The 15,589-nt window shown below is 66.4% G+C and carries 13 protein-coding genes; 7 read left to right on the top strand and 6 right to left on the bottom strand.

Annotated elements, in window-relative coordinates:
- Complete coding sequence (locus WD271_06105; GenBank protein MEX1007401.1) at positions 1-1,593, top strand: AMP-binding protein; 1,593 nt, start codon at positions 1-3, stop codon at positions 1,591-1,593.
- Positions 1,594-1,600: 7 nt separating this feature from the next.
- Here WD271_06105 and WD271_06100 read toward each other — a convergent pair whose 3' ends face one another.
- Positions 1,601-3,040 carry a class I adenylate-forming enzyme family protein gene (locus WD271_06100; protein MEX1007400.1) on the bottom strand — a complete coding sequence of 480 codons (1,440 nt, stop codon included), beginning with the start codon at positions 3,038-3,040 and terminating at the stop codon, positions 1,601-1,603.
- 49 nt (positions 3,041-3,089) lie between these two features.
- Between WD271_06100 and WD271_06095 the strand changes: the two genes are divergently transcribed.
- Both WD271_06095 and WD271_06090 read left to right on the top strand, forming a co-directional pair.
- The gene (locus tag WD271_06095) at positions 3,090-4,127 is read left to right on the top strand and encodes a TIGR03617 family F420-dependent LLM class oxidoreductase (protein MEX1007399.1); all 1,038 of its coding nucleotides are present in this window, start codon (positions 3,090-3,092) and stop codon (positions 4,125-4,127) included.
- Complete coding sequence (locus WD271_06090; protein MEX1007398.1) at positions 4,124-5,332, top strand: acyl-CoA dehydrogenase family protein; 1,209 nt, start codon at positions 4,124-4,126, stop codon at positions 5,330-5,332. Before WD271_06095 ends, WD271_06090 begins: the two co-directional genes overlap by 4 nt.
- On the opposite strand, the gene WD271_06085 is transcribed toward WD271_06090, so the two are convergent.
- Positions 5,329-6,132: an enoyl-CoA hydratase/isomerase family protein gene (locus tag WD271_06085; GenBank protein MEX1007397.1), complete on the bottom strand. Its 804-nt coding sequence runs from the start codon at positions 6,130-6,132 to the stop codon at positions 5,329-5,331. The two genes, WD271_06090 and WD271_06085, sit on opposite strands and share 4 nt — an antisense overlap.
- Positions 6,133-6,504: 372 nt before the next feature.
- Between WD271_06085 and WD271_06080 the strand changes: the two genes are divergently transcribed.
- On the top strand, positions 6,505-7,551 hold the full coding sequence (locus WD271_06080; protein ID MEX1007396.1) for a hypothetical protein: 1,047 nt from the start codon (positions 6,505-6,507) through the stop codon (positions 7,549-7,551).
- 30 nt (positions 7,552-7,581) lie between these two features.
- Here the strand turns inward: WD271_06080 and WD271_06075 are convergent, their stop codons facing one another.
- From WD271_06075 to WD271_06060, 4 genes are all read right to left on the bottom strand, one after another.
- A complete protein-coding gene (locus WD271_06075) occupies positions 7,582-8,244 on the bottom strand; it encodes a TetR/AcrR family transcriptional regulator C-terminal domain-containing protein (GenBank protein MEX1007395.1) in 663 nt (220 codons plus the stop codon).
- Between the two features lie 89 nt (positions 8,245-8,333).
- Entirely contained in the window at positions 8,334-10,394 is a 2,061-nt protein-coding gene (locus WD271_06070; GenBank protein ID MEX1007394.1) for a hypothetical protein, read from the bottom strand.
- Between the two features lie 28 nt (positions 10,395-10,422).
- Complete coding sequence (locus tag WD271_06065) at positions 10,423-10,698, bottom strand: hypothetical protein (GenBank protein ID MEX1007393.1); 276 nt, start codon at positions 10,696-10,698, stop codon at positions 10,423-10,425.
- 24 nt (positions 10,699-10,722) lie between these two features.
- Positions 10,723-12,312: a hypothetical protein gene (locus WD271_06060; protein MEX1007392.1), complete on the bottom strand. Its 1,590-nt coding sequence runs from the start codon at positions 12,310-12,312 to the stop codon at positions 10,723-10,725.
- A gap of 258 nt (positions 12,313-12,570) precedes the next feature.
- On the opposite strand from WD271_06060, the gene WD271_06055 reads away from it, so the two are divergent.
- From WD271_06055 to WD271_06045, 3 genes are all read left to right on the top strand, one after another.
- Positions 12,571-13,929 (top strand): amidohydrolase family protein, encoded by a 1,359-nt coding sequence (locus WD271_06055; protein ID MEX1007391.1) that lies wholly within the window; start codon positions 12,571-12,573, stop codon positions 13,927-13,929.
- A 38-nt stretch (positions 13,930-13,967) separates the two neighbouring features.
- Positions 13,968-14,909: an SDR family NAD(P)-dependent oxidoreductase gene (locus tag WD271_06050; protein MEX1007390.1), complete on the top strand. Its 942-nt coding sequence runs from the start codon at positions 13,968-13,970 to the stop codon at positions 14,907-14,909.
- A 6-nt stretch (positions 14,910-14,915) separates the two neighbouring features.
- A partial coding sequence (locus tag WD271_06045; protein ID MEX1007389.1) for a hypothetical protein occupies positions 14,916-15,589 on the top strand: 674 nt, incomplete at its 3' end.

The following is a 15,589-nucleotide window of genomic DNA, read 5'->3' as shown; positions in this document are numbered from 1 at the left end:
GTGAGAGCCGACGAGCGCTACCGGTCCATCCCGAACATGCTGCGCCAGAACGCGGCGCGCTTTGCCGATCGCGAGGCAGTCGTGGACGGCGACAACCGGCTGACCTCTCGCGAGCTCGCCGATCGCGCCCTGGAAGCCACGCGGGCGTTGATGGCCGCGGGCGTCGAACCCGGGGACCGCGTGTCGATCTGGGCTCCGAACTGCGTCGAGTTCGTCGTGGCTGCGCTCGGCATCCTGGGTGCCGCGGCGTGGCTCGTTCCCATCAACACACGCTTCAAGGGCGACGAGGCGGCATACGTCCTGAGAAAGAGCGGCGCCCGAATGCTGTTCACCGTCGGCGACTTCCTCGGGATCGACTCTGTCGAACTGCTGCGCAGGGCAGACCCGGCGACCGCGGCGTCGTGCCGCACCGTCATCCTGTCCGGAGCCCCGAAGCCCGGCATCGAGGGTTTCGCCGACCTCCTCGTCGGCGCAGATGCGGTCTCGGAAGACGACGCGCTGGCGCGTCTCGACGCGATCGAGGGCGACGACGTCGCCGACATCATGTTCACGTCGGGAACGACGGGCCGACCGAAGGGCGTGCTCCTCACGCACGGTCAGAGCCTGCGCGCCTTCGAGAGCTGGGGCGCCGGCTTCGGTCTCCGGGAGGGCGACCGCGATCTCATCGTCCCGCCCTTCTTCCACTGCTTCGGGTACAAGGCCGGGTGGATGCTCTGCCTCATGACCGGCGCAACGGCACTCCCCGTCGCGATCTTCGAACCGGGAGAGGCGCTGCGCGTCATCGAGCGCGAGCGGGTGACCGTCGTCACCGGGCCGCCGACATTGTGGTCCGCGATGCTCGACCATGCTCACCGGCAAGCTACCGATCTGTCGTCGCTCCGGATCGCGTACGTCGGCGCCGCTACGGTGCCCGAGACACTGATCCGACGCATGCTCGCAGAGCTGCCGGTGGAACACGTCTCCACCGGCTACGGGCTCACCGAGGCAACGGCGATGTGCTCGATCACCAAGCCGGGCGACGCGCCCGACACAATCTCCGCTTGGAACGGCGGGACACCCGTCGAAGACATCGAGGTCCGCATCGTCGACGAAGCCGGCAACGACGTCGACGTCGGCACACCCGGGGAGCTCCTGATCCGCGGATACAACGTCATGCGCGGCTACTACGACGATCCCGAGGCGACGGCCGAGGTGATCGGGTCCGACGGTTGGCTCCACACTGGCGACATCGCCGTGGCCAACGACGACGGCTACTTCCGAATCGTCGACCGCAAGAAGGACATCTACATCACCGGGGGGTTCAACGTGTCGCCCGCGGAGGTGGAGGGTCTCCTCCTGCATGACGAGCGAATCAGCGAGATCGCGGTGATCGGCATCCCGGACGAGCGGATGGGCGAGGTGGGGGCCGCGTTCGTGGTGCCCCAGCCGGGCGCATCGCTTGGACCGGAGGACGTGATCGCCTTCGCTCGCGAGCACGTCGCCAATTACAAGGTGCCACATCGCGTGGTGCTCGTCGACGCGCTCCCCCTCAACGCGAGCGGCAAGGTGCTGAAGACCGTGTTGCGCGAGCGCGTCCAGCTCGGCAACGAGTAGCACACCCTCAATCGTCGGCGTCAGGAGCGAGCGCGTGCCGCAGGAGCTTGCCTGCCGGGTTGCGGGGAAGCTCGTCGGTGATGTGCCAGTCGCGCGGCACTTTGAAGCCGGCGAGCTGCGCGCGCGCATAGGCAAAGAGCTCGTTGGGAGACGGCGGGTTACTCGGATCGGCGGGCACGATCCACGCGTGCGGAACGCTTCCGAGCCGCCGATCGGAAATTCCGACGACGGCGGCTTCGCGCACGTCGGGATGCGACGCGATCACCAACTCGACTTCTGCGGGGTACACCTTGTCGCCCCCGCGGTTGATCACATCTTGTTTGCGCGCGACGAGGTAGACGAACCCGTCGTCGTCCTGGTAGCCAAGATCTCCGGTGCGAAGCCACCCATCGGCATCGGTCAAGAAATAGTGATCGGCACGCGAGCAGATCTCGCCGATACCGGAGTCGTCGGCATCCTCGATCCGCAGCTCCGTTCCTTCGGTCGGTCGCCCGACCGAACGGAGACGATGTGGCGCGTGCTCGAGCGCTTGCACGTGGTCCTCGTGGTACAGCGTCGTGATCGGGCCGCCCTCGGTCTGGCCCAGGTTCTGCACCAGTCGGATGTTCGGAAACTCCTCGAGCAACCGTCGAGCGGTATCGGGATGTAGCGGCGAGGAGCCGTACAGGATCCACTCGAGGGTCGGGAGCGCGAGCACGTCCGCGGCGAGCGCGGCTTCGATGAGCGCCGGGACCACGGTCGCGTGCGTGACCCCGAGCGGTGACAGCTCCGTCCACGTGTCGGGTGAGAAGTTCGCGAGCGGTACGAGCGTGGCGCCCACACCAATCGCGACGAGCAGCATCCCGGCTCCCGCCTGATGGTGGAACGCCGAGGCAGTCGCGAAGCGCGAGCCGGGGCCGAGCTGCATTGGTCCTGCAGACCGAGGCACCCGCTTCGCCATCGGTGCTTGACGCTGGTACACAGGTTTGGGCGCGCCGGTCGTCCCCGACGTATGGAGCACGACGACGGTCGCGTCGCCCGGCGGGTCCATATCGAGCTCACGCCCGGGAGAGGTGAAGTCCTCCGGCACGACCGCGACCGGAAGCTTGGTCCGCGCGCCGACTTCCTCGGCGACCGCCCGCGCGTCAGGCGACGCGAGAATCACTGTCGGCCCCAGGTCGAGCACGCACGCGGTGAGCTCGGGCACCGTGAAGCGTGCACTGAGCGGCGCGAGCGGTCGCTCCGACCCAGCGCCCGCGCACAACAACGCGAACGATGACCGCGCCGCGGGGACGAGCGCGGGAACCGGTCGCCCGCGCTCCGCGCCCTGATCGTCAAGCCAGACTGCGGCAGACGCACCGCGCGTGAGCAGTTCGTCGAGTGTCCACGACGAGCCGTCGGGATAGACGACCGCAGGATCGCGCGCGCCGACGCGTGCTGCGACCATCGCCGACCATGTCGTCGTCACGGGAGCCGACATTACGATCTCGGCGTGGGCCTGATCGAGAGGGATTTTGGTGGAGTTCGACACGTACGGATTTGGCAGCAAGCTCGGCGATGTCCGCGTGCTCGCGCGCGACGCTGAGCGTCTTGGCTTCTCGGCGATCTGGTTCACGGAGGCGGGCCACAATCCGTTCCTTCCGTGCGCGGTCGCCACGGAAGCAACAGGCGGGGGTATCAGCGTTGGCACCTCGGTGGCAGTTGCGTTCCCGCGCAGCCCGATGGTCACGGCGCAGATCGCCTGGGACCTTGCGGATCAGTCAAGGGGGAACTTCCAGCTCGGTCTTGGAACGCAGGTCAAGGCACACCTCGTTCGCCGATTCTCCACTGCGTTCGACCGTCCGGTAGCACGGATGCGGGAGTACGTCCTCGCACTTCGAGCGATCCTCCGCGCCTTTCAGGGTGACGAGAAGCTTGCGTTCGCCGGCGACTTCTATTCGTTTTCATTGCTCACCGACTTCTTCTCGGCTGGACCGATCGACTTTCCCGATATCCCGATACAGATCGCCGGTGTGAACAAGGGTCTCGCGCGAATGGCCGGAGAGGTGTGCGACGGGTTTCACGTGCACCCGTTCCATTCGCGCGAGTACCTCACCGAGGTGGTGCGTCCTGCGGTCGAAGCGGGCGCACAGAAGAGCGGACGCTCCATCGATGAGGTCTCGTTCATCGCGCCTGTGTTCATCGTCGTCGGTGATACCGATGAGGAGCGAGCGACGCTTCGCAACGCGGCTCGGCAGCAGATCGCGTTCTATGCAAGTACGCCGACCTACGAGCCCGTGCTCGCGCACCATGGCTACGGCGAAGCAGGCGCCGAACTCCGCAGGCTCATGTCGGCAGGCGACATGAAGGGGATGGCCGCCGTGTTCACCGACGAAATGCTGGAGCCCTACACGGTGACAGCAACGTGGGACGAGCTGCCCGGCGCGCTGCTGACGCGTTACGACGGTGTCGCCGACCGCATCCTCTCGTACCTCGGGCACGGCGCGTGGACCTCTTCCCCCGAAGCGGCCGAACGGTGGGCCGACGTCGCCCGCGCGATCCACGCAGCACGTTGAGCGACGACCTGCAGCAGCTCGGCCTCTCAGAGGATGACGTCGCGTTCCGCGATGAGGTGCGCTCGTGGCTCGCCGACCACCTCGTGGGTGAGTTTCTCGCCTTCGGCGCGCGCGGCGCCGCCGCGAGCGACGAGGGCTTCGAGATTCGGGCGCGCTGGGAGAAGCAGCTCGCGCGCGGCGGTTGGCTCGGTCTCGCGGTTCCCAAGCAATACGGCGGACGCGAGGTAGGAATCGGAGCGCAGATCGTTTTCGCATATGAGTGTGCGCACGCGGGCGCGCCGTACCGCTTGAGCATCCAGGGCACCGAGATGATCGGCCCGACCCTCGTCGCCACCGGCACCGAGGCTCAGAAGGAGCGGTTCCTTCCCGAGATCCTCGCGGCTGACGTCATCTGGTGCCAGGGGTTCAGCGAGCCGGACGCGGGTTCCGATCTTGCCAACGTGCGCACCCAGGCTCGGCTCGACGGTGACCACTGGGTGATCGACGGCCAGAAGATCTGGACGACCTTCGGACACCATGCCGACTGGATCTACGCGCTGTGCCGGACCAACCCGCACGCCCCGAAGCACCGGGGCCTCTCGATGCTCTTGGTTCCCATGCGTCAAGCTGGCGTAGAGGTCCGTCCGATCCGCAACCTCGCGGGCTCATCGGAGTTCTGCGAGGTGTTCTTCGACGGCGCGCGTACCGACGCCGATCTCGTCGTCGGTGAGGTCGATCATGGCTGGCCGGTGGCGCTCACCGTGCTGGGATTCGAGCGCGCGACGGCCACATTGCCACATCAGATGCAGTTCGAGCGCGAGGTCGACGATCTCATCGCGCTCGCTCGCAGGACCGGACACACGCGTGACGCGTCGTTGCGAGACCGGCTCGCCGACGCGTGGATCGGCGTACGAATCCTGGGTTTCAACAACGCACGCTCGTTGACGACACTCATGCGAACCGGCGAACCGGGGCCCGGGTCGTCGGTAGCCAAGCTGTACTGGTCAGAGTGGCACCAACGGCTGTGCGAGCTGAAGCTCGACACGCTCGGCGCCGACGCTGTGCTCTACGACTACCGAGACGACAGCTTCGAGCGAATGCAGCACAGCTTCCTGCTGTCACGCTCCGAGACGATCTACGGCGGGAGCAGCCAGATCCAGCGCAACACCATCGGCGAGCGTGTGCTCGGACTCCCCAGAGAACCGCGGCCCTCGCCGCTCGTCTAGCGGATCTGCGGTTTGGGGCGTGGCGCCGACGAGCGATCGACCTGGGTCTCGCCCACCGGGTTGCCGAGCTGCACATACATCATTCCGAGGTCGATGTTCGCGCTCCTCGTGAGATCGAGCGACCGCCAGATCGCCTTCACCGTTCCTTGCGTCGCGACGCTCGGCTTCGCGGCCACAATCGCCGCGACCTCGTGCGCGCGATCCCAGAGCGACTCACGCGGCACCACTTCCGACACCAGTCCGATTTCGCGCGCCCGCTCCGCCGACATCCGCTCGTCGAGCCCCATCAGGGCCCAGCGGAGCACCTCACCCAGCGGGATACGCCACCTGAGCCCTACGGGTTCGAGAGAAGACGTCATCCCGTACGTAACGTGCGGGTCGAAGAACGTGGCATCGTCCGCCGCGATCACGATGTCCGACTCGTTGATCCAGTAGAAGGCGCCGCCGGCGGCCATACCGTGGACGGCGCAGATGATCGGCTTCCAGCACTCGTTCTGCTTCGGGGCCAATGTGATGCCAGGGTCCTCGGCCACGAACGGATTCGGGGGCGCGCCGACGTGCACACCGCGCGCCATCAAGTCAGCGCGCTCGGTAGCGTCAATGCCGGTCGAGAACGCACGATCCCCCGCCGCACGTAGCACGACGGCGTGCACGGCGTCGTCGTCTTGCACCTCGCGCCACAACTGACGGAAGTCACGCCGCATCGCCATATTGAATGAGTTCAACTTGTCAGGACGATTCAGGGTCACCGTCGCGACATGCTCGTCGTCGACGTCGTAGAGGATCGTCTCGTAGGCCACGAGTCGGACTGTACCGTTCCAACCCGAACAGCAGGACCGTGGTCAACCTCGCCAGCGCCGGTTGGGGCCAGCGTGCGTCCGAACGCGCAGTCGGCACAGTGAGACAGCTGCGTTGCGTGTGATCGGCCGCGCCCGCGTGACGCACGGGTGACACGGAAAGGCGGTCAATCACGGTCACTGACGATCGCTCGCGTAACAACGCGAAAGCGCAGCTGACCAAGCGATATGCGCTCTGACCTGCGACGCCGCGCGAGGGCGTTTGCGGGTTCGACTCCCGCCACCTCCAAGAGTGCTCGCTCCCGCGGGAGCACTGTTGGAGGTGCGCCACGACCCTGAGTCGGCTTCGCTTGCTCTACGTTGTATAGTGCCGCGGTGGGAGCGGAGGGTGAGACGCCGCGCAAGGGCGACCTCGGGTGGGGGGCGTTGGCCGGTGGGCGGCTGGTCGACGTCGCAGAGTTCGGCGACCCGCGCCCGTACTTCGGTTTGCAGCGCGAGGCCGGGTACCTGTGGGGAGTGCTGCGCGACGCCGACGGTCGCCCGCTCGCGTTCATGCGCCGCCTCGCCGACCCCGACGTCGAGCCCTCAGCGGGAGCACCACACGCGTTGGGCCCGCAACTCATCCTGCAGACCGCCTGGGACGACGCCCACGACCTCCACCTGCGCAAGGAAGCGCGACGCGCTGCGAGCGGCGACACCCTGACCCGGGCGCTCGACGACGGGCATGTGACGTGGCGCACCGCAGACGGCGACGACCTCCTCGTGCTCGGCGCGGACGACGCGCACTGGCGGGAGTCGGACCTCGTCGACGTGACGGGGAACCGCGTCGGTCCCGGGCTGCACTGGTACCTGCCCGGGCGCGACGACGCCATCTACTACCCCACCCAGACCTGGGCGGTCACGGGTGACGCGCTGGGCCGACCTGTGTTCGGGTTCCTCTTCTACGAAGAGGCCTACGTGCCGCCCGGCGGGCGGCTCTACGTGCACCACGACCCGTTGCTCGGACGCCAACTGCACACCACCTGGTTCAGCTGGGCCACGGAATGGGACGACGACTCGCTCGAGATCGGACACTTCCTGTTCGGACACGACCGGTTCGCGATAGCGGTCATCGGAGACCGTGACGGCAACGTTCGTACGACCGAGCACATGGAGTGCGAGGTGACCCGATCCGCGGATGGCTACTGGGCCGATCGCATCGACTATGTCCTCGATGGCGAGGCGTGGGAGATGGTGCCCGAACCGTGGGGACGCATGCTCGATCTCGGGCGTCCACCCAACCCCCAACAGCTCGGGATCATGCAACGCGTCGGCGAACAACGTCGCCCCGTCAACTGGATGGCGTGGGGCGAATCCGTACCGACACACGGCGAACGACGTGTCGTCCGCTCTTCGCTGGTCGCGACAGCCGGAGCGCAATGAGTCCGGGGCAGGAACGGTGATCCGATCGCGTCAGCCGCGCAGTGTCTCGACCTGCGAATCAAGCTGACGGTGCAATCCCTGGATGGCGTGTTCCAAACCGCGTTCGAACATCACCTCGGGTCCGCCGTCGAGCGCCTTCCAGAACGTTGCTTCCCACACGTTCAGGTCACGATCCGGCGGCGCCGGCGACCGCGATTGCTTGCGGCTCCGAGTGCGCGTGCGCCGGTATGCCTCGTCGAGGTCCGCGACCACCAACCCCCGGAACACCGGCAGGGCTCCGGCCGCCGTCTCGCCATCGAATCCCGCGACTCGCATGAGGTCTATGTACCAGAGGGTGAAGCGCCACCCGCCGGCGACTTCGCGGTTCGTGGCATATGCCGCCATCCCAGAGTAGCGACGAAGCAGTGCGCGGAACGCCAAATTTGCGTCGCGCAGCTGTTCATCCCAGCGCGCCGCATCGGGCTCGGGTAGGTCCAACTGATCGAACATGGCATTCGCCGCCAGCTCGAGGAGGTTCTCCTTGTCCCCGATGTGGTAGTAGGGCGTCATCTTCGCGGTGTTGAGTTCATCGGCGAGCTTGCGCATCGTGAATCGTTTGACACCGACGCGCTCGATCAAACGGAGCGACGCGTCGATCACGTCCTCGCGGCTCACGGTGGGGGGCCGGCCGCGGCGAGTCGCCGGTTGTTCCACAGCCGTCGTCCTCCTCGCTGAAGTGGCGCGTTGCACCTCAATGTTCGCACACCACGCGACGGGGTCCGGGATTCGGCGCAGGTGTCGCGTCACGTCACGTCGATGCGTGACTGCGCGAGGTTCGGGACCCGGCGGATTGTTGCCTCGACCAGTCCATCGCGGTGGGAGGTGACCCGCACCGATGGCCAGTAGGTGCCAGGCTCGGTGTACGTGTGTTCTCTGTTCATGGCGATCGACGTCTTGGTGCCGTCGATGCCGGGCTCGTCCTCCCACCGTCCGTCGCCGGTGAAGTCCCACTCGATGGCGATGATCGAGCCCGTGCCGGGCGGAACGTCGACCTCGAGATGGAGCCGCACGCGCTGGCCGGCGGTGACCGACGCGACGATCCCGCCATCGGCCGTGATGACGGGGACGGGCTGGATGCCGCGGCGGTCAGCGGCACGGTCCGGCAGGTGGACCGCACCCGATGCCGAGTGCTCGTACTGCGAGCGCGCCGGAGGTTCGACATCGTTCTCGACCCAGGCGATGACATCGCGCAGGGCCTGCTGGACGGCGCCGCCGTACTCGATGAGCCGAGTCGTGGCGTGCGGTCTCCCGACCGAGGGGAACATCGAGCCGGGCGTGTGGGCAGCGTGGTCGAACCACCAGAGCCGGAAGTCGCGGTCGGTGGCCTCCTCGCCGCGGAGCTCGAGCAGACGCTGGTGATAGTTGACGGCACCCACCGGCCAGGTACCGATGTCGTGCTTGTTCTGGCAGATGATCATCTTGCCGGTCCAGCCGTAGTGGTACCGGCTCGACACCATCACCGTTTCGAATCCGAACGTCGCTCGTGTCGGGAAGATGGCGCGCCCATCGACGACCTGCTGCTGGAACTCCGGGTAGTGCTCGCCGAACTGGTCGTAATCGAGTTCGGTCTGGGTGCGGTGATAGTGGCCGTAAGCGAGGAAGTCGCGATTACTGATAGTGACCTCGTCGCCCGGCTGGACTTCGTCGAAGAGCAAGTTGCCGGCTTCGCCGGAGGCCGAACACACGAGCGCGTCGCCGACGACGCCGAGGCATACCACGGTGCGGCCGGCACCGATCCCCGAACCGAGGTGCACCTTGGCGCCGGTGGCCTTGTCCAACGCGGCTCGGTCGAGGCCCTCGATGGCAACTGCCAAGGGTGAATCGGGCATGGCCATCGCCATAGCCCGGCCTATGACGCCGGCGGCTTCACCGGCGGCCCATTCCGCCTCGGTCGCCGATGCGAGGAGCTCGCCAGCCGTCAGGACCTTGGCGATGCGCGTCTTCTCCTCGAGCAGGAATGGCTCGAACGCCGAGGGCCGATCGGCGCCGGCGTAGCCCGGAACGCTCCAGAACTCGTGCCAGTACGCGCGGTCGTGCTCCATCAGCTCCGACGAGTGCCAGCTCCACACGAGCACTGCCTCGAACGGGTTCGCCAGCACGAACTCGGCGCCGCGCGGGAAGCCAGCTCGGTAGAGCGCGGTCAGCGCCTCGCGCTGCTCGATGTCCAAGCCCTCGAAGGGATCCCCGCTGCCACCGAGCCCCGTGCGGGCCGCCAACGCCGCTCGTTGCTCCCGGGAGAGCAGCCGAATGACATTGGCAAGGAACGAGAAGAACACGCCCTGCCCGGGATGCGGCATCACGAAAGGGACGGCGCCCTGCCAGACGTCGGTGCGCTCGAAGCAGTTGATCGATCGCACGCCACCGCCACTGCCGCCGGTCACGTATCCGTATTGGGGCGTGGCGCCGTACATCTCTGCCGCCAACTGCTTCATGTACCGCGCCGACTCCGCACTGGCGCGCCAACACAGGATGCTCGAATCGCCACCACAGCCGGCCAGATCCGCGCCGATGTGACCCTGATTCGACTCGACGATCACCGCGCCGACCTCCGCCCCGAAGGTCGGGCCGACGGTCGCCCTTGCGCCCATGAGGCCGTTGACTTCGCTTCCGCCCTGTCCGCCCTCGATCCAGCTGATGAACCGGTGGCGGTACACCTCTGCGGGAGGGAAGTAGAAGGAGAACCGCGTGTCTGTGCCGGTAAAGCCGCCGTGCACGTACCGGAACCGAACGGCGCCGTTGTCTTCCTCTCGCCACTCGTCGGTGTCGACGTACGGGTCGCCGAAGTAGTCGTCGCTGATAGCCACAGGAGCCACTCCTCTCGTGTTCGTGTGGTCAGAAGAGCCCGGCACCGCCCGTGACGCTGACTGGCGTGACACGCACGCGCGCGCTCGCGGTGTCGTCACCGCATCGGACGGTCGCGACAAACCGGCCCGCCCGCTGATAGCCCCGGCAAAACACGGGACCCTGCGCCGGCTCCCACGCTCCAGACCCTTCGAAGTCGACGAGAACCTCGGCGGCGGGGCCACCGTCGAGGAGAACCTCGAAGCTCGCGACGTCGCCTTGGCGGACGGTCGCCGAGGTCTGGCCGTTGATCTCGAGGGTCAGCATCGTCGGTCAGGCCTGCACATCGGTTCAGGAACTCGAGCTGGGGCAACCGTTGCACGAATAGTCCCGGAGGTTGCTATCCGCCGGTCCTGGGAACGCCAAGAGCGACGTCGAAGCGTCGAAGAACTTGGGCATCGTCTTGGGTAGTTGACCCGGCTCGTAGCGCTTGGCGTTGTTCATGTACTGGTACTTGCCGGTACCTTCAACCGCTCCGATCGCGTTCGACACGCCCTTCGCGTTCGGATCCCACCAGCCGAGCGTGACGTCGTCGAAGGAGGTGTAGTCGGTCCAAGGGTAGAAGCCGTGCCTCCCCCAGGACTGCATGAATCCGGCACCGAAGTTGCTCGCGGCGCCACCCGCTGGAGGGTACGCGAAGAGTGCTTTCCCGAACCTCTGCGGTGTGAGCTTCGAGCCGGCGAGCGAGATCGCCGCGAAGACGTAGTTGAAGATCCCGAGTTCACGACCCGAGTTGTAGTGGTACGTCTCGTTGCTACCTGGCGGCCGCGTGTTGCCGAAGAACCACTGGTACAGCCGCTGCTGCTGTGGTGACACCGTGGACGCGTCCCCTTCAGCTGGGTACAGCCCCATGACGCCGAATGCGTGTGACCACTGCGCCTGATCGAACCCGCGAGCAAAGAGGTCGAGGTCTTGGTAGTGGAAGCCCGTCAGGAACCATTCGGGTGAGTAGTCCTGCGATGTCGCGGCCTTCGTCAGGGGGCCGATGAGGCCGTAATCGGCGAACAACACCACGGTGGTCGCCCCTGCGCTCTTGAGCTTCGCGACGTACGTCGGGAGCTGGTCCTGGTACTTCGTGGCGTCACTGAAGTTCCCGGAGACAACATACGGATACGCGAGATCGGAGGCGACGTTCACGCCGTCCTTCTTGAGCGTGTTGGTGAACAGGCTGTAGTCGATGGAGTCGGGATGGATGACCCCGATCTTGCGCTTCTGCGACTTCAGCGACTGGTCGCCGGCATACTCCGCCTTTTTTCCGGCGAGTTTGGAGATGGCCTGCGCGACAACGACCTGCGCTCCGAAGTCGTCGGGTTGGTTACCCCAGCGGTACGGGGCCTGGGCCTGACCGACTTCCGGCGTCACATTCCAACCGAGCGAAATGATCTTCGCGCGCGCCAGCAGCGTGTCGAACGCGTCGCCGCCGACTCCCGGGTTGTCGACCACGATGAACGGCTTCATCTCACTGACCTTCACCGCGTCGGCGCGCTGCGACGCCTCATCGGTGCCCGACGCGCGCACGTGCACGAGGTCGATCTTGCGTCCATACGTCTCGTAGAAGTGCTCGAACAGCGTGACCGCGTCCTCCGTGCCTGGGAACTGCGGCCCGTTCATCGCGCTGTCCTCGGCGAGGTCGTAGTACACGACCTTGATCGAGTCAGCCGTGACACCCGAGGAGGTCGCCCCTCCGTTGTTCTTGCCTGCTGGCCACGCCGTGACGCACGGGCCGGCCCAGTAGAGCTTGAGCTTCAACCGGCCCGTGTCGGGGTCGCAGTTGGGATTTGCCAGCGCCTGCTTGGACCCGACGCCCGGCCACGACTGCCCGCTGTCAGCAGCCCGCGCCGCCGTTCCGGCAACACCAATCGCGAGCGCACTGAGTGTCATCACGCTCGCTGCGCGGCGCCAACTCCGAGTCATGAAATCCCCCCTTGACGAGTCGCGCCCGGCTTCGCCGGGCCCTTGACGAGTCGCGCCCGGCTTCGCCGGTGTACGAGCCCAATTTGTTGGACAACGGCCAAGATGTCAAGTCGCCTGGGTTGACACGGTCTCCAGACCCGTAGAGACTCAAAGTCGTACGAAAGACGACTAAGCCGGGAGCTGGACGCGACCGCACGCCTCGACGCGCGAACGAATGGGGATCTGATGAGCGACACACGACTGATCGCGATAACTGGCGACACCCACCTCGGCAACCGCAACGTCGACTTCGCGCCGTACTTCGATCCCGAGCATCGCCAGGCATACGTCGACTTCGAGGACATGGCCAAGCGGGCCGCGGTCGTGATGAAGGAACGGATGGAAGCCGGCGGTCTGGCGGGCCTCGCCAGCGGCCAGGCTGACATGTCGATGATGATGGCAGCCGCCGCCGTCGGTGGCCTCGGGAATGCGCTGGTGGACGTCAACGGCAACGGGTCTGTGCCGTACGCGCCCGAGTACATCGCTGAGAACACCAAGATCCGCAAAGAACTCCTCGCTTCGCTCGGCGAAGAAGGGTGGGACGACGCCGACCTCATGACCGTCTACGGCGAGGACGATCCCGATCTCCGCCTCAAGATGCTCGAAGCAGACGGTCAGGTCGGAAGCGTCTTGTTTCCCCAGATCGGCTTCCTGCTGTCGAGCCTCGGTCCCGACCTGAAGTGGGCTGGCATCCGCGCGTACAACCGCTGGGCGGCGGAGTTCGCCGCGTCACACCCAGATCGGTACGCCGCATGCTTCATGGTCGATCTCGACGACATCGACCGCGCCCGCGACGAGGCGCGCTTCGCGGCCGAACACAACATGCGCGGCGGCTCGTACATTGGAGGTGGTCGACCCCCTGGTCTGCCGCCGTTCCAGGATCTCTACTACGAGCCCTACTTCTCGCTCCTCGAAGAGCTCGCGCTGCCGTTCAACATGCACGCCGCGTTCGGCGGAGACCCGAGCCAAGCCGGATGGCAGGACGGGCCAGGCGCAGCGGTGTTGAACCAGATGTGGATCCACTACAACAACATGGCCAAGGGCGGCCCACTCGTGAACTGGATCTTCGGTGGCGTGTTCGAGCGGCACCCGAAGCTCCAGATCGTCGTCGCCGAAACCGGCGGGTGCTACTGGGCGCTCGAGGTGCTCCAGAACCTCGAGGAGATCTACGACTCGACCAATATGCGCTCCGGCATCGGCAAGCGCCCGATGAACCCCCACATGGTCGCGAAGTTCCGAGAGCTACCGCGCCGGCCCAGTGACTACTTCCGAGACAACATCACGGTGCAGGGTCACGACTCGATCATCGACTGGAGTGTGATCGACACGATTCCCGACTCGGTGTTGTGGTCCTCGGACTTTCCGCATCCCGAGTCGTCGTGGCCGTTCAGCCGGAAAGAGATTGCCGAGAACATCGCCGAAGCGAGACCATCACTCGACGGGGTGCAGAAGTTCCTCGCTGGCAATGCAGCGAAGCTCTACCGCTTCGATCTGGAGAAGTTGCGACCCATTGCCGATCGAGTCGGACCCGTCTACGCCAACTAGCCGCCGGTCGCAGATGTCTTCTCACGACGAGGGGGATGATGGCGAGATTCTGTGAAGGTCAGGTCGTCATCGTCACGGGTGCCGGCCGTGGCATCGGTCGCGCGCACGCGCTGACGTTCGCCGAAGCGGGCGCCAAGGTCGTCGTGAACGACCTCGGTACGAGTTACGCAGGGGCTGGACGCTCAAGCGAGCCGGCCGACGAGGTAGTGGGCGAGATCAAGGCGAAGGGCGGCGACGCGGTCGTCAGCGTCGACGATGTCGCGGATCCCGACGCGGCGCGCCGCATTGTCGCGACCGCGATCGAGAGCTTCGGCGAGCTCCACACAGTCGTGAACAACGCGGGCATCCTTCGGACCTCGACGCTTCGCGAGCTCAGCACCGAGGACATGAACGCCTCCTGGGGAGTCCATGTGCTCGGTGCGTTCCACCTCACAAAGTTCGCCGCTGAGCACTGGCGGCCCCGCGCAGAAGCGGGCGAACGCCTCAACGCCAGCATCGTGAACACGAGTTCTGCAGCAGGGCTCTGGCCGAGCGCAACCCCCGGCATCGAACCGAGTCTCTGCGCATACGGGACGGTGAAGGCCGCGGTTGCGGCATTTACGATCGCGGCGTCACTGGAACTGTTCCCGCTGGGCATCCGAGTCAACGCAATCGCCCCCGGTGGGCGCACGCGGATGAACACCGACGCGATCGCCGACAAGGGCGGACAGGGCGTCCCACCTCCGAGCGGGGATGGGTTCGATCTGTTCGATCCGGCGAACGTCTCCCCGCTCGTCGTGTGGCTGAGCTCCTCCGAGGCTTCCGACGTCTCCGGAAGGACGTTCGAGTCAGGCGCGGGACGGGTCGCAGTGGCAGGCGGATGGACGCACGGGCCCGGTGAGTCGAGGGCCGATCGGCGGTGGGATCCCGCGGAGCTCGGTCCGGTCGTACGGCGCCTGTTGAACGACGCTCCACCCCCAGCGACAATGATCGGCAACTAAGCGTCGATGATCGATCTGAGCACGTTCGGTGCTGCGTACGTCGACACGGACGAGTGGCGTGACGCGCCGGCCCGCCACCGGTTCGTGCACGGCGGGTTCGAGGGTACCGACACTCGCTTCTCGCTGTACTTCCCTCCAGAGGATCAGTACGGCGGTCGGTTCATCCAGTGGCTCGAGGGTGGTTCAGCCGGGCACGAACGGACGATCGAGAACGGCGGAGCGCTCACGGGAGGCGCGCTCGAGCAGGCGTTCGCGCTCGGTGCGTATCTGGTCGAGTCCAACCAAGGCCACCTCGCCGACGAACCCTCGCGTCCGAAGCCCGAGGGGGCGATCCTGTCGTACGTCGCGAGTGTGGCGACGGCACGCCACTCTCGCCTGATCGCTACCGAGATGTACGGCACGGCGCCACACCACGGCTACGTCTACGGCGTCAGTGGAGGCGGCCTGCGAGCGATCGTCTGCCTAGAGCGTGGAGAGGGCACTTGGGACGGCGCGGTTCCGTGCGCGATTCCGCACAGCGGCATGTTCTACGGGCTGACCGAACACGCCGCCCGGACACTCGGTGGAGCCGTCGACAGCGTCGTCGACGCCATGGACGTCGGCGGCGACGGTGAGCCGTTCGCAGGGCTCGACGTCGACCAGCGCGGCTGGCACGCGATGTTCCGCCAGCAGCGAAGCGC

The organism is Acidimicrobiia bacterium (genome assembly GCA_040880805.1).
Taxonomy (GTDB): domain Bacteria; phylum Actinomycetota; class Acidimicrobiia; order IMCC26256; family DASPTH01; genus DASPTH01.
Note: the sequence above shows the minus strand (reverse complement) of the source record. Positions and strands in the feature narration are given on the sequence as shown.